Here is a 15,815-nt window from a genome sequence, read left to right as displayed (position 1 = left end):
TTAATTATGGACAACCAAGCAGACGTCCTATATGTAATGAAATAACAGTAATACAGTATAAGGACCCTTGAAAAACAGATGGGATTTCTTCACATCAAGGAGGTGAACAAGCCATTCGTTACACATCTGGTAAAAATGAATAGAGAGCATCGGGCAGAGACAGCATCCTTGCCAAGTAATCCCATCTTCAAGCGGTCAAAAACGCCTTAACAATGCATCATCTCAACTCGAAAAAGTGTCTCACCCCAACTATAGGCACTTTTAACACAGAAAAGCCCGCAGAGCACTCTCCAGCTCTGCGGGTCTTTATCGTATTCTGCTTACTCAAAAGCGCTCGTCATCCCATTTATTGCGCATCGTAGGCTCATCGACGAATTCATCTTGTACATCGACTTCACCTGATTGCTCTAAATGAGCTTCTTCGCGTCTAACGGTTTCATTCACTGATTCAGTATCGACGACTTGTCGTTTTCCAACAACGATCTCCTCAGTGACATACGGTTTCTTTGTCACTTCCAAGCGTTCCTCAGTGATCGGCACGCGGATCGTTTCCTCATCCTGCATCATTTTGAATTCATCCACATCCGAGTCGTACTCATTGACTGGGCGGCGTTCGACGTAAACTTCTTCACGCATGACAGGGACATCGAAGGACTGTTCTTCTTCAACGACATCCTTATGGAGCGTGACTTCGCCTCTTTCGACCTCTTCTTTATCCACGCGGAGTCTTTCCTCACGCAAGCGCATTTTTTCTTCTTGCATATTTCGATCGAATTGATTGGTATCATTCAAGTTGTTCGTATACCCATATCCGCTGTTCGGAGGTGTTTCATAGTCAGACTGGCTGCGCAGCGCTTCGCCACCGACTCGTCCGATCGTCTCGTTTGTTCCATCATACAGATTGGAATCTTGGAATGCCGCAGACGTTGCATCGTATTGCGATCGATTCAATTCATTTTCCTCAAACTCGGAGACACGGTTTGCACCTAAGTTTGGATCGACGCCCGCATCAACAATGCCGAAGCGTCCGTTGCTATTCGCATGAAGTCGATTCACTTCGCCTTCATCTACATACAGCAGCTTCCCGCCATTTTGGATTTCATTATAATAATTGTCCATATCGCCATCAGCGACGCCTGCTTCATGCAGCATGCTCCGGACATGGTTTTCACCCGTCAAGAAATTCATGAAACGGTCAAACCATGATTCAGGGGCCGTCTGCACATCCCCATATTTCATTCCTTGGAACATCGTTACATCTGAATCATCTTGCGCAATGACATAAATATTTTCTCCATCGATTCCTTGAGCTTTCAAGTCGTCTATTTTCGTCATCAATTCCGAGTCGTTGTGATACATACCGATAAATTTTTTATCATTCATGTTATATCTCTCCTTCTCTATGATTGATGGTACAGTCTTTTAAATACCCAATCTCACAGGATGGAAACTTCCTTGAATGAAAGAACTACTAGGAAGTCGCGCTCAAGAGTGCAGTTTCGCGCTCAAGAATGCAGTTTCGCGCTCAAGAATGCAGTTGCCGCGCTCAAGAATGTAGTTTCGCGCTCAAGAATGCAGTTCCGCGCTCAAGAATGTAGTTGTCGCGCTCAAGAATGCAGTTTCGTGCTCAAGAATGCAGTTTCGCGCTCAAAAATGCAGTTGCCGCGCTCAAGAATGAAGTTTCCGCGCTCAAGAATACAGTTTCGCGCTCAAGAATGTAGTTGTCGTGCTCAAGAATGCAGTTGCCGCGCTCAAAGAACACCAGATTTACCTTTCAAGTTCTACATTCCGTCGCCAAGGATTATAGTGTAACAACGCCATGGGAGGGATGCTGTGTTAATTGATGGGGTATTTGCAGGTGGCGGATTGAAGGGGTTTGCATTGGTCGGTGCGTACCAGGCATTGGAGGAGAAGGGGTATCGCTTCAAACGAGTGGCGGGGACGAGTGCGGGGGCAATCCTCGCGTGCTTCATTGCCGCAGGCTATACGGGCAAGGAAATCGAGCAGATGATGCAGGAAGAGGATTTGAAATTATTGCTCGATCCCCGGAAGATGATTCTTCCAATACCATTCATGAAATGGCTGCTGCTCTATTGGCGCATGGGTCTTTACCAAGGGAATGCCCTCGAGGACTGGTTTTTCGAAAAGCTGTCGGCAAAAGGGGTTTACAATTTCGCGGATTTGCCGGAAGGATCGCTTAAACTGGTGGCGTCTGATCTGACACACGGAAAAATGATTGTACTGCCCGACGATCTTGTCCACTATGGCATCGAGCCGGGAATGTTTTCAATCGCACGCGCGCTTCGGATGAGTTGTACGATTCCATTCTTCTTTGAGCCCGTCCGTTTTAAGGCGCCGACCGGAGAAACGATCGTCGTCGACGGCGGGGTGCTAAGCAATTTCCCGATGTGGGTTTTCGATGATGCGGAAGGCAGGCGTGAGCGTCCATTGATCGGCATGAAACTGAGCCATCGGAAGGATCAGGTGGGCGGCAAGGAAATCAACAATGCTCTCAACTTGTTCGAGGCATTGTTTTCCACGATGAAGAACGCACACGACGAGCGTTATATTTCCCGGAAGCATGAAAAGGACATCATCTTTATACCGGTCGATCAATACAGCGCGACCCAGTTCGATATGGAAGATGAACAGAAGGATGCGTTGATGGCAATCGGACGGTCACGCACGGATGAGTTTTTGAAAACCTGGTCGCATTCAATGGAAGGAACTCGGAAATTCAGGATGATTGTCTAAGCAAAAAACCGCCTGCACATAAGTGTGCAAGCGGTTATGCTTATATTATAATCTCTTGAAACTATGGAATTTCGATTTCCAGTAGCTATTGTTCAAGCTGATGACTTGGGATTGCTTTCCGCCCGCATGGACGAACTTGTTGTTGCCGACGTAAATCCCGACATGGGAAATCCCTTTACGATACGTGTTTTGGAAGAATACCAAATCTCCCGGTTGAGGCTTGCTCACTTTTTTAGATTGCGCGAATTGCCCTAATGTATCACGGGCGACCGATTTGCCGGATTGCTTATAGACGTATTGGACGAATCCGCTGCAGTCGAACCCTTTTGTCGTTGTTCCGCCAAAACGATAAGGAATGCCTGTCATTCTAGTTGCACGTTGTACAACATCGTTTGAAAGGGAGGCATTCGTATTGCTTTTCGCTATTGTCACTGATTGCTTTGACAATAAAGTGTTGAGCGCCCAGCCTGTTTTGCCATTCACTTTCACTTGATACCATACTTCTTTGCCGACTTTCTTTTCGCTGACGTACGTGACTTTTGTACCTTTTTTCGCTAATAAAACAATTTTATGGTTTGTTCCTGCTCCGGAACGGATATTTACATTATAAGCTGTGGAATATGTCCCTGTATGTGCCGATACGGTTTGTGCTGAAGGAGTACTTGCCTCCGCATCTGCTGCCGTAAATCCAAATGCCAATGAACCTGCTACGAATAACGATAAAGCAACTTTCTTCACACTATACCCCTATCTACCATTATCTTTATGGTTTTAGATTTTACTAATGTCTTGTTGATCACTGTTCCAATTGTAGAGACCTAATGTTACAAGACAGAGGCAACAATGTTACAGAAGTATTACAACCATATTACAGGCCGTTAATATTCGTACATATATAGGAACAGAGGTTGTTCTTTCCAAATGTAGAGGGAAATTACTAGTTGGAAGATAACAAGTTGCTTTGCACATGATCGAAGCAGAAAGGGAAGAACGGATGGAGTAAAGTATATTGAATCGGTTGAATTGGAAAAGGGTTGCTCTCACGAATGAGAAGCAACCCTTATTTTTGTATAGTAACTTTTATTGTTGAAGTTTATGTCCATCTAAAGATCCGTGATCCGGATTCTATTGAAAATGATCAATGCCGCGGTCATTTTCCACTGGGTGTCTTCTATCCTTAAGCAACGCAAGCCCTACCATCTCTTGCGTCCTTGCGACCCTTTAGCCGCGCCAGTGTGAATAAGTGTCCTCAAAAACAGTACGTAGAATGCCATGTCAAATTAAAAGTTACTATGGCGTTAACTGATTTAGTATAGCACGGATGGGGCTGGATGGCAAGAGTAAATTTGTTTTATCATGACGCAAAGTTTACATGATCCATTTACTTACGAGAGGATGGAAAAACCTAGTCGGTGAAAATGATATTTTTATTATGGATGATCATAAGCTAGCCGGATAAAGACCGCAAGCAAGCCAGTTAACGTAATAATATTGTCACTATTTCTATATCTTTCTTCTTGTTCAATCGTCCCTATTTCTTATATACTAATAGTATCTTTAATAAGGGAGTTGGGGATGGCTTGAAGCCTAAGTCTACATTTGCAACGAAGATTGTCGTCCTTGTCATTTTAGTCATTGGAATAGCAGCAAGTGTCGGATGGTATGTCGTGTCGGGTGCAAATAAAGGTATGAATGTGTCGTTTTCTGAATTTGAAAAGACGATCCAGGCTCAAGAAGGAAAGCATCTATCCCTAAAGGAGAAGGCAGATGGCACTTTGCAATTAAAAACGCAAGATGGGCTCTATGTAACCCAGGTCCGTCCGCAAAGCCAACTCGCAGAACAATTGGTTGAAAAATATAATATTTCCTATACATTTGCTGATGCAAGCCAATACAATGGCCTGTTCATCGGCGGTTTCATACTCGCATCGTTTTTGACATTGATGATCCTTCATAAGAAAGGGAAGCTCGGGGTCGGCGTTTCTTCGATGAAGAATGGGGCATCGAAAGCGACTCCACTTCCGGAAATTACACTTAACGACATTGGTGGGCTTCCGGAAGAGATGAAGGAAGAGATCCACCAAACGCTGTCGATCATCAAAGATCCGAAGCGTGCTACGCAAGTCGGAATTCAAGCGCCGAAAGGAATTCTTCTGTACGGACCTCCCGGAACCGGGAAAACATTGCTGGCGCAAGCAATTGCCCGTGAAATCGGCGCCACTTTCTATTCATCCAGCGGTTCCGCATTTACGGAGCTGTTTGTCGGTGTCGGTGCATCTCGTGTACGTACATTATTCCAAAACGCCCGCAAGCAACGGCCAGCCGTCATTTTCATTGATGAAGTCGACGCGCTTGCGGGGAAACGGAAGGAACATGGCGGCGAAGAATCCGAGAAGACATTGACGGAGCTGCTCGTTCAGTTGGACGGCGGCAATGATAATGAAGGAATCCTTTTCATCGCAGCGACGAACCGGAAAGATATGCTCGATGAAGCATTTCTCCGTCCGGGACGCATCGATTATACGTTCAATGTACCGCTGCCTGACACGCATGGTCGTCGTGAAATTATCGATATCCATACGAAAGGCCGGCTATTGGCGGAGGAAGTGTATGCATCGCTGGATGTATTGGCGGAAAGCACATCCGGATTTTCCGGTGCCGAGCTCAGCTCTTTATTCGAGACGGCGAGCAAACGGGCAATACGTGACGGCCGCGAACAGATCGGCAAAAGTGATCTCGATTTTGCAATCGACCGGACTATCCTAGGCAGCACATCGCGTACGCTGAACGACCCTGATACGAAAAGAAGGGTTGCAATCCATGAAGCAGGTCATGCATTAATCGCAGCGATAACAAAACCGGGCTCCGTCCGTAAAGCGACAATCATTCCGAGGGGACAAGCGCTCGGCTACGTCGCGCCGATCCAGAAGGAACTTCATTTACAGACGGCGAGTGAATTGCTTGATCAAGTAAGCATGATTCTTGCAGGCGGCGTGGCGGAGAGGCTATATCTCGGTGAGCATAGCATCGGTGTCAGCGGTGATGTCCAGCAGGCGAAAGACATCATCGAGCGGATGGTCGATACAGGGTTGCTGCAAGACAGTTTCATGCTGACGTTCAATAAAGGCGAAAAAGAGTTGAAAATGCAAGCGATTTTCGGCGAGGCATTGAAAAACACGGAATCGTTACTTCGTGAAAATGCCGCACAGTTCGAGGAGTTGGTCAATGTTTTATTCCAAAAGGAGACATTGGACGGCTCGGAAGTGCAGGAAATCGTCGATGGAAAAGGTGTCAAAGAAGTGAAAGAGCTAGTAATCATCGTGTAATAAGTCAAAAACTCCTTAGTCCGATTGGGCTAGGGAGTTTTTTGTGAAATAAAATACCTCACCGCTGAAAAAGATAATCTCGACTTTCTCCAACTATTCTCACCCAATCCCTTCTAAAATACATGTCGAAAGATTTACAAATTAATAGCAAAATATTGCAAAAAGTCGCATGGTCAGGCGATACATGCAGTGGTACGATGGAAATGAAGTCTATTAGTCTATCACACTAATATGGAAAGGGAGCGGTTACGGACGATCTTCACGCAATGCACCATGTATTTTTCAAATTTGAAGGGAGAATGGTTACATGCGGAGTAAGAGATGGAAGAAGCGTTTGAACGGCTTTTTGGCGGCTGGGTTAGCAGTAACGATGGTTGTGCCATCGATTCCGGCAGTTGTGAAAGCTGAATCGGTTGCTGCAGATCTGTTCATTTCCGAGTATGTTGAAGGTAGTAGCTTCAATAAAGCAATCGAGCTTTACAACGGAACTGGACAAGCTGTTAATTTGAGCAATTACACGTTGGAGTTGTATGCGAACGGTGCAACAGCGTCGACCGCAAGATTGTCATTGTCCGGCACGTTAGGACATGGTGAGACGTTTGTCTTAGTTCATCGCGATGCTGCGGATGAGTTAATAAATAAAAGTGATCTTGTGAATGTAAGCGTCATCAATTTCAACGGAGATGATGCACTCGTCCTAAAGAAAGGCAGCACAACCGTAGATTCATTCGGACAAGTTGGAACCCGTGCCAATTATGGGACGGATGTTACGCTCGTCCGGAAGCCATCCGTTGCAAGAGGAGATTCGAATCCTGGAGATGCATTTACCAGCGGTGACGAATGGATTTCTTATCCGAAGGACACATTCAATTATTTAGGGTCGCATGAAATGGATGGGACACCGACGGACCCGGGAGAGCCAGGAAATCCGGATGATCCGGGCAATATTTCCACTATCGATGATGTACGCTCCATGTCACTTGGGCAAGCGGTGACAATCCAAGGAACGGTTGCAGCCAAGTTGAAAAATACGATTTCAGTCCAGGACGGAACGGGCGGAATCGCTGTCAGACCGACAAGCTTGAACGTTCAAGTCGGCGACAAAGTGACATTGACAGGTGAACTTGCCGATTACCGGGGTCTGTTGCAATTGGACAAAGCTGCCATCGTCGAAGTGACGAAAGATGCAGGAGTTCCGCAACCAATCGTCATTACGGGATCGGAAGTCGGTGAAGAGGTTGAATCACAGCTCGTCACCGTGCATAACGCAATACTATCCGATGTACAAGCTGGCAGTGGCTGGGCCAACTATATAGCAACCGACGGGACAGGTAATTTCATCGTGCGTGATGAGACGGCTTCGTTAGGGCTCACTGTCGGGACAGCCTATGATTCAGTCACAGGGATTGTCCAACAGTTCGACAATGATTATCAAATCATCCCACGTTCAACGGTCGATATTGTTGTTGACAGTTCAGTTATCCAGCCGGTCGTCGCTAGTCCGGGAGGCGGCACGTTCGTTGGCGGTGTAAAGGTTTCATTGAAGACAGGCACGCCTGGAGCGAAAATCCTGTACACATTGGACGGTACAAGTCCGATCGAAAACGGCTCGACATACGCAACGCCAATCGATATCCAAAAAGATACGACAGTGAAGGCAGTCGTGAAAACGGATGACGGTCGTTTCGGCGACGTATCTACAATAAAGTATACGATTACAGAAAGCTTGAAAATTCACGACATCCAAGGGGACGGTCACACATCTCCTTTTGATGGACAAACCGTAGAGGGTGTCGAAGGGATTGTTACGTATAAATATGAGCTGAATGGCTCGACGTACTATCATATCCAATCCCCGGACGACAAGCGCGACGGCAATTTGAACACGTCCGAAGCGATCGTTCTTTACAGTGGAAGGGATGCTTGGAATCTTTCTGTTGGAGATCTTGTTTCTGTCACGGGAAAAGTGAGCGAATATGCGATTGACGGATATGCGGACCGCCAGGAGACGGATTTAAAGACGACACAGATCAACGTCCGTAATGATCAAGGCGGCAAAGTGAACATTCTCAAACGCAATGTTCCGCTGCCGACGCCATTCACTATTAATGAAGGAAACTTGCCGGGAGAGAAAATCGCTAGTCATCAGTTCGCTGAATTCGACCCGGCGAAATATGCCGCGGATTTCTGGGAAAGCCGAGAAGCGATGCTAGTGCAAGTCGGCAATGTGAAAGCGGTCGGACCTCAGGAACACGGCGATCTTGTTACAGTATTCGAAAATGCGGAAACGGAAACATTGAATGGCGGCATCCTGTTGAAAGAAGACGACCAGAATGCGGAGCGGGTCCAATTCCGATTGGAGCCGAACGGGCCGGCACGTGATTTCGAAGTCGCGACGGGCGACCGTTTCGCGGGACCGATCACGGGGGTTGTCGGTTATTCATTCCAAAACTATAAGATCTTTACGTCTTTGAGTGGCATGCAACAAGCGCATTCAAAAGGCGACGCAGTGCCGGAGAAGACGACAATTGTGAAGGATGCGGACAAGCTGACAATCGCTTCTTACAACTTGGAGAACTTCTCGAACAATACAAAAACGACTACGAATGACAAAGCGAAGAAACTGGCAAGGGCATTTGTACAGGATATGCAAAACCCTGACATTATCGGTGTGACGGAAGTACAGGACAATAACGGACCGGATGCTGGCGATTCCCGTGCGAATCAAAGCTACGAGCGCCTCATCCAAGCGATTGTCGATGCAGGCGGAGTGAAGTACGAATACGTCAATATCGATCCTGTGAATAACGAAGATGGCGGCCAACCGAACGCGAATATCCGTGTTGGATTCCTCTATAATCCTGCACGCGTTTCATTGACGGAAGGCATGCCAAAAGGGGATGCGACGACTGCCGCTCATTACGAGAACGGCAAACTGACGCATAATCCTGGACGGATCGCTCCGAACGACCCGGCATTCAACAGCAGCCGGAAGCCACTCGCTGCGCAATTCGATTTCCAAGGCGAGTCGGTCATCGCAATCGTCAATCATTGGAATTCAAAAACGGGAGATACGCCATTATTCGGCTCCAAACAGCCGCCGGTCTATGGCAGTGAAGCGCAGCGGAAACAGATTGCACAGCTCGTCTATAATTTCATTTCCGAAATTAAGACGGATAATCCGGATGCAAACATCGTTTCCCTCGGAGACTTCAATGACTTCCAATTTGCGGCTGCTTTGAAGATCCACGAGGGCGACCTGATGACGAATATGATCAACCGTGTCGTTAAGGCTGACCGTTATTCATACGTGCATCAAGGCAATTCCCAAGTGCTCGACCATATTCTCGTGTCGAATAACTTGGCAGATCAAACAGAAATTGATATTTTGCACATCAACGCAGACTTCACGGATATGGCGGGACGTGCAAGCGACCATGACCCGGTCATGGTGCAAATCGGCTTCAAAGCGCCGGTCGTCTGGGAGCCTGTTCCGATCATGAAAGAATATAACCTTATTAATGAACATAAAAAGCAAGTAATGATTGCGGAACCGAGCGTCTCTGTTTATATGGACGCGCAATCGTCATTGAAGGACGGCATGTACTTGAAAGGGGACTATGCCGAACTGACAGGTGAAGGATTCAAAACGAATACCGTCATCCTGCAGCCGAAGAAAAAAGGTTTGATCGTTGATATGAAGGGCGCGGAAATGGGCCGTGTCATCGTCGAAGGCTCCCATCCGCTCGAAATCAGAGGCGCTGAAAACATTAAGCGAATCGACTTTGTCAAAGGAGCAGACGCTTCAAAAGTCATCTTCTACAATTCGAAAGGAAAGCGGATTGGCGTGCCCACGGTGAATAATGCGCCGGTCGTCACGAAGCCGATTCCAAATCAGGAAGTAAAAGCCGGGGAGACGATTTCAATCGTCCTCTCCGGACATTTCAGCGACCCGGACGGGGATAAGCTGACATATTCCGCAACGAAAGGGACTGTCGATCTGACTAAGAACGTCCTGACCCTGCAGTTGGAAGAAGGCAGCCATATCGTCGGAGTGACCGCAACGGACGGCGACAAATCCGTAACAGTGAGCTTCTCGGTAACTGTCGCAAAAGCGGAGGTGCCGGCGGATGGCTATTACAAAAATGCAATTGGCAAGGAAGGGCAAGCACTGAAAGCGGCACTTCACGACATTATTTCCGAACACCGAAAGCTGTCCTATGCGCAAGTATGGGACGCTTTGAAGGAGACGGATAAAGATCCGGACAATCCGAACAATGTCATCCTGTTCTATTCCGGTGAATCCCGCTCCAAAGATCGGAACGGCGGGAATGTAGGCGACTGGAATCGGGAGCATGTTTGGGCAAAATCGCACGGCAACTTCGGCACGAGCATAGGTCCCGGAACGGACATCCACCATCTGCGTCCGACTGACGTCCAAGTGAACAGCGCTCGCGGCAACTTGGACTTTGATTATGGCGGAAGTGCTGTGAAAGGCTGTGACGGCTGCTTCAAAACGGCCAATTCATGGGAACCGCCTGATCGCGTCAAAGGCGACGTAGCAAGGATGCTGTTCTATATGGCAACACGCTACGAAGCAGGAGACCGTGTGGACCTTGAGTTGAATGAACTGCTGAACAATGGCAGCAACCCGTACCATGGAAAGCTCTCCGTCCTATTGGAGTGGCATGAAATGGACCCGGTTGATGCGTTTGAAATGAACCGAAACAACGTTATCGAACAGTTGCAAGGCAACCGCAACCCATTCATCGACCATCCTGAATGGGTGAAGTCGATCTGGAAAAAAGCCGGTACAAATGATTTGAGGAAAGCATCTTAATAAAGTCGAGACCAAAGGATCAACATTCCTTTGGTCTTTTATTATCATCTTCAATCCTATCCTTTACCTTCTTGTCCAAAGACCAATGATTCAGCACGTTTCGAACGCGTCTGTCACCAATTTGACATACAATCGACATAATGATATTACTAATGAACATAGGAATCTATCAAATGATAGAGAGCAGGATGTTTCGTTTCTATAGTGTGAAAGAGGAATTAGATATTAGAGGCAAAGAGTAATACAAAGGATTTTGAGAGGAGAAGCTATGAATCGTAAAAGATATGTTACATTCATCCTCATGCTTATGCTCCTATTACTGGCAGCTGCATGTAGTGATCAGAAGAATGAAAACGAAAAAGTAGAAGCAGATGAGCCGACAACATCAGAGGCAAGCGCAGATGATGGAGAAGGCGACGGAAATTCAGCAGATGAGGAAGCCAAGGAGAACACAGTTGAGGAAGTGGCTGCGGATCCGCTTCCTCAATCATTGGCGGAACTTGAAGAGTTGCCTGCCGGATATACGGGGTTTATTTCTATCCTTGATGAAAACGGACAGAAGAAAATCGATGAGTTGACGGCGCATTTACCTGACATTTCAGGTGAACGTTCCGGAAACGAATTGGATCATTATTACAATGGTTTATTAGCAGTCTTCCAGCAAGATTTCAAAGGGCCTGATGAACTGATAGCCAAATTGAAATTCCAATCGATCGGCAGCCCGGATATTGATAACCCACGGATGCAATTCAAGGAGAATATGAATGTCCTCGTCATTTTAGACGGCTCAGGCAGTATGGGGAAAAAAATTGGCGGGCAAACGCAAATGGAAGCGGCGAAAAAGGCGATCGTCAAGTTCGTCGGAAACTTGCCGAAGGAAGCGAATGTCGGTCTACGCGTCTACGGGCATAAAGGGACTGGTAGTTCTGCGGACAAGGCGATGTCTTGCGCGAGCAGCGACTTGCTCTATCCCTTACAGCCTTATGAGAAAGATGCATTCAAACAATCCCTCGATCAAGTGAAGCCCGCAGGTTGGACGCCGACTGAACTTGCCATTACGGAGGCGCAGAAGGACTTAGCCAATTTTAATGGGGAAAAAAACACAAATATCGTCTATCTCGTCAGTGACGGCATATCGACATGCGATGATGATCCTGTTGCGGCCGCAAAAGCCCTATATGATTCCGATATCACACCAATCATCAATGTCATCGGCTTCAATGTCGATAATGATGGGCAACGCCAATTGAAAGAAGTTGCCAAGGCAGTTGAAGGGACGTATCAAGATGTTCAGGATGCTGCATCGCTCCAAAAAGAATTGGATCAGGCGAATGAAGTTGCAAAGCAATGGGCTGAATGGAAAAAACGCGAGTCACAAAGTCTTAGCCATGAACGATTAAAAAAGGATCTGGATATATTTGTTTTTGATAGTCAGCAATTCACGAAAATTGTAGATGAGCGACAACAAGTGGGCTTCACTTTACAATATCTGTATCAGACGAAAAAAATCATGTCGTCTGAAAGCTATGATTATCTCGTAGAGAAAAATACAGAATATCATAGATGGGTGCAAACCCAATACGATGAACTAAAAGCTGATCTAGAGAATATGAATGAAATGCAATACAGCGAAGCAATCCAAGCTCTTGAAGAAAAGTATTTACAAAACACTCCTGACTAGGAACGGTTGATGTGAAGGAACCTATTACCGGCGGTGAAGCCATCCTTCTTCTACGCCGGCCTATTGTATTTACATCCAATATAAAGTCAACCGGGAAGTTATAGCAGAGGCTTGAGTAAGTATCGTGAAAAAGAGGAGATTGACGGATCATGTCACAAAACAATGTAACCAAACCGATAGCAGAGAAACGTCTCGGATTTACGATTGCCTTGCATCTGTTTTTACTAGTGGGAGCAAGTTCCTTCCCGGAAGGCAGTTTTTTCTTTTGGCTCGCAATTACACTTGGAGTAGAGGCTTTACTTGTTTTCCGTGTCCTTACGATGTGGAATCGATACAAATACGAAACAAAGCGTTACTATTCTATCCAAGCGTATTGGATGCTTATCGGATTCTCGATTTATACTACACTGCCTTTTGTAAGAATAAGCTATGGAACAGTCGTATTCTGGCCACTTCTTATTGGCACTGTACTACTCTTCTTATTAGGACATCTATTGAAGGAGAGAATTGGAGAAGTCTTTGTAAATCCGCGTAAACTAAAGCAGCTTGTCATGTGGCCTACGGCGCTTGCGGGGATTGTTCTTATTGGCATCCTGGTCATGGCGGTTTTACGGTTTCAATCAGTGCATCCGAATGTAGGGATCGCTGTCTTTTTATATATGTTAGGCGGATTTTCAATATTTTTAGCAAATCCATTTTCACTACCGGAAGATCGAATAGAGAAGTTGAAGGGTGACTAAAGAAGAAAAATTTCAGAAAAATGATATCCCGTGGAATTACTGGAAAATGATATCATAGGAGTTTTTACGAGGCGTTTAGACTGGTGGATAGCAAAAGATGAAGGAAAGTATTACATTCTCCTTCATCTTTTTATATTTTTCGTACTATCAGGCGGTCACCTACTAATTATAACTTCAACTTATTGGACTCTGACAACTCCACATTATTAGGTGATTTTGATGACCATCCGACTTGTCGGCAAGGTGGGCATGCGTGTCATGTTAATCGACAAATCCTGGTCCTGGACGACTGTATAGTCAAGTTCATTCACAAGGAAGGAAAGACTTGCCTTTATAATCGCGACGGTTACATCTTCCCCTGGACAGCGGTGTCCCCGCGCAGGAACTCCGCCGCCTTGTGGCACAAAATTATAGGGCGTAATTGTCTCTTCCAGAAAACGTTTAGGATTGAACTGTTCTGGACCATTCCAACTCTTCGGATCGTGATTCGTGCCATATATGTCAACGAGAACCGTATCACCTTTGCTGAATTGATAACCTCTCCATTCAAAATCATGCCGGACCATCGCGCCGAGGAATGGCGTGAACGGGTAGTAACGGCGGACTTCCTGAGAGAACGCCTCCAAAAATTCATCATCGGCACGCAATGCTAAGCGATGTTGTGGAAAGTCATGAAGGGCGAGTGCTCCGAAAACAATGAACCGGGCTACTGCTACAATTGGCCGAATGACGCTGATCAATTCGACTGCAGCAATTTGTGCATCCAATAACTGTCCATTTTCATCGCGGTGCGTTGCGATAGTCTCGAGTGCATGATTGACACCTTCGACAGCACCCGAACGGTATTTCTCAATTAAGGCGCGGATCCATTCCTCAGTCCGTTCCCTAGCTTTACGTCCTTCGCGATATCTCGGCCCGACTCCTCCAAATGCATCGATTAGCGCTCCTAAATCATACGCCCGTTGTGACACTTCCGATTCTTTCAGCGGCACACCTGCCCATAAACACGCAACCCGGCATAAAACTTCCTCAGCCTGATCGAATAAAATGACCTCCTGGCCGCTCCTCCATTTCTTTGCCTGTAACCTCCATTGTTCCAATGTCAATTGGTGAACTCTTCTGATCCCAGCCTCTGTCATCAGTGATAAAAACATCAGCTTCCGGACTTCGTGAGCAGTCCCATCAAGCGTCTGCACACCGCCTTCTCCAAAAAGAGACTTTTGAATACGCTTCGGAACAGCTCCTGACCGTTGGAAACGGGAAGTATCATAGAAAAGCTTTACTGCCTCTGCGCCTTTCATACATATCATCTTTTTACCCATCAACCGCGTCTCAAAAATATCGGTTCCAAGTTCGTCAAACCGATTCTTCATGAAATGATAACCTTCCGTCAATAAATCAAAAGTATGATCAAGACCTTTATCCACCGGTATTTGCATTCGTTTTCCAACTCCTATTCACAGTGTGCTACTGTGAATATTCCCTGTTTGAGAATCATTTAACAGGAGAAAGCGGATTGTAAACTATTCCATTCCCAAATGTGCTTTCAATTCCGCCTTCACTTCCTCTAGCTCTTCAGAATCCATCATATAATACCAGACCCCGTCCATCCGTGTCCCTTCTCCTTTTTCAAAGCTGATTTGTTCAACGGACTTTGCGGCGTTCCGGTAATTTTTTTGCACTTCCACCATTTCGTTGAATGTCATATTTGTCCGAACATTATTGCCGATCGCTTCAAAAATGCTTTTGTATTTCATCAAGCTTGAAAGCTTTGCGCCCTTTTGCAAAATCCCTTGAATGACTTGCTTCTGCCGATCTTGCCTACCGAAATCTCCGCGCGGGTCATCCATACGCATCCGGACAAATGCGAGTGCTTCTTTTCCATTCAACGTCAGTTCACCTTTCGGAAATGAATGTTCATCCACAGTAAAATCAAGGGTATTTGTAATGGAAACACCACCGATAGCATCAATGATCCCCTGGAAGCTTTCCATATTCACTTGAATGATATAGTCTATCGGTATGTCGAGAAAATGTTCCACTGAGGCGAGCGACATTTCGATCCCGCCATAGGCATAGGCATGATTTAATTTATCGTCAAATTCCATTCCGACAATCTTGCTGTACGTATCCCGCGGAATGCTCACCATTTTCGTCGATTCAAGCTCCGAATTGACTGTCAGGACAATCATCGTATCGGAACGACCTTTATCACCCTCCCGTTCATCAACACCTAAAATAAGAACGGAAAAGGGATCTTTCTCTTTAAACGTGATCGGGTCATCCCTTTTTTCAGAGAAGACGCGCACCATCGGCTCATGTATTTCTTTCGCCGTTTCCGTAAGTTCACTCAAAAAAAACAGCACGTAGAAAATGACGCTGACCAATAGGAGGCAAACTAAACTTCCCGTCCATAGTAACAGTTTCCTATACGTTTTTTTCCTATCATCCAACATTCTTCTCTCCCATCAGTC

Annotated in this window: 9 protein-coding genes; 5 read left to right on the top strand and 4 right to left on the bottom strand. The window is 46.2% G+C overall.

Annotation, left to right across the window (positions count from 1 at the left end):
* Positions 1-324: 324 nt before the first annotated feature.
* A complete protein-coding gene (locus M3193_RS07425; RefSeq protein ID WP_251625651.1) occupies positions 325-1,383 on the bottom strand; it encodes a YsnF/AvaK domain-containing protein in 1,059 nt (352 codons plus the stop codon).
* 450 nt (positions 1,384-1,833) lie between these two features.
* Between M3193_RS07425 and M3193_RS07420 the strand changes: the two genes are divergently transcribed.
* A complete protein-coding gene (locus M3193_RS07420; RefSeq protein WP_251625649.1) occupies positions 1,834-2,754 on the top strand; it encodes a patatin-like phospholipase family protein in 921 nt (306 codons plus the stop codon).
* Positions 2,755-2,799: 45 nt separating this feature from the next.
* Here M3193_RS07420 and M3193_RS07415 read toward each other — a convergent pair whose 3' ends face one another.
* Complete coding sequence (locus tag M3193_RS07415; protein ID WP_251625647.1) at positions 2,800-3,492, bottom strand: C40 family peptidase; 693 nt, start codon at positions 3,490-3,492, stop codon at positions 2,800-2,802.
* Positions 3,493-4,334: 842 nt separating this feature from the next.
* On the opposite strand from M3193_RS07415, the gene M3193_RS07410 reads away from it, so the two are divergent.
* The 4 genes from M3193_RS07410 (at position 4,335) to M3193_RS07395 (ending at position 13,341) form a co-directional block, all read left to right on the top strand.
* Entirely contained in the window at positions 4,335-6,080 is a 1,746-nt protein-coding gene (locus M3193_RS07410) for an AAA family ATPase (RefSeq protein WP_251625645.1), read from the top strand.
* A 307-nt stretch (positions 6,081-6,387) separates the two neighbouring features.
* The gene (locus M3193_RS07405; protein WP_251625643.1) at positions 6,388-10,920 is read left to right on the top strand and encodes an endonuclease; all 4,533 of its coding nucleotides are present in this window, start codon (positions 6,388-6,390) and stop codon (positions 10,918-10,920) included.
* 268 nt (positions 10,921-11,188) lie between these two features.
* Complete coding sequence (locus tag M3193_RS07400; protein ID WP_251625641.1) at positions 11,189-12,601, top strand: vWA domain-containing protein; 1,413 nt, start codon at positions 11,189-11,191, stop codon at positions 12,599-12,601.
* Positions 12,602-12,750: 149 nt separating this feature from the next.
* A complete protein-coding gene (locus M3193_RS07395; RefSeq protein ID WP_251625639.1) occupies positions 12,751-13,341 on the top strand; it encodes a hypothetical protein in 591 nt (196 codons plus the stop codon).
* Between the two features lie 206 nt (positions 13,342-13,547).
* Here the strand turns inward: M3193_RS07395 and M3193_RS07390 are convergent, their stop codons facing one another.
* Complete coding sequence (locus tag M3193_RS07390) at positions 13,548-14,780, bottom strand: cytochrome P450 (protein WP_251625636.1); 1,233 nt, start codon at positions 14,778-14,780, stop codon at positions 13,548-13,550.
* Between the two features lie 84 nt (positions 14,781-14,864).
* Entirely contained in the window at positions 14,865-15,797 is a 933-nt protein-coding gene (locus tag M3193_RS07385) for an LCP family glycopolymer transferase (protein ID WP_435372018.1), read from the bottom strand.
* Between the last annotated feature and the right edge of the window lie 18 nt (positions 15,798-15,815).

Source organism: Sporosarcina luteola (genome assembly GCF_023715585.1).
Taxonomy (GTDB): Bacteria; Bacillota; Bacilli; order Bacillales_A; family Planococcaceae; genus Sporosarcina; species Sporosarcina luteola_D.
This window is presented reverse-complemented; position numbering and strand designations above follow the sequence as displayed.

Coding starts and splice junctions, on each gene's coding strand:
- M3193_RS07400 (WP_251625641.1), top strand. CDS start 11,189: ATGAATCGTAAAAGATATGTTACATTCATCCTCATGCTTATGCTCCTA.
- M3193_RS07385 (WP_435372018.1), bottom strand. CDS start 15,797: ATGTTGGATGATAGGAAAAAAACGTATAGGAAACTGTTACTATGGACG.
- M3193_RS07390 (WP_251625636.1), bottom strand. CDS start 14,780: ATGCAAATACCGGTGGATAAAGGTCTTGATCATACTTTTGATTTATTG.
- M3193_RS07395 (WP_251625639.1), top strand. CDS start 12,751: ATGTCACAAAACAATGTAACCAAACCGATAGCAGAGAAACGTCTCGGA.
- M3193_RS07425 (WP_251625651.1), bottom strand. CDS start 1,383: ATGAATGATAAAAAATTTATCGGTATGTATCACAACGACTCGGAATTG.
- M3193_RS07405 (WP_251625643.1), top strand. CDS start 6,388: ATGCGGAGTAAGAGATGGAAGAAGCGTTTGAACGGCTTTTTGGCGGCT.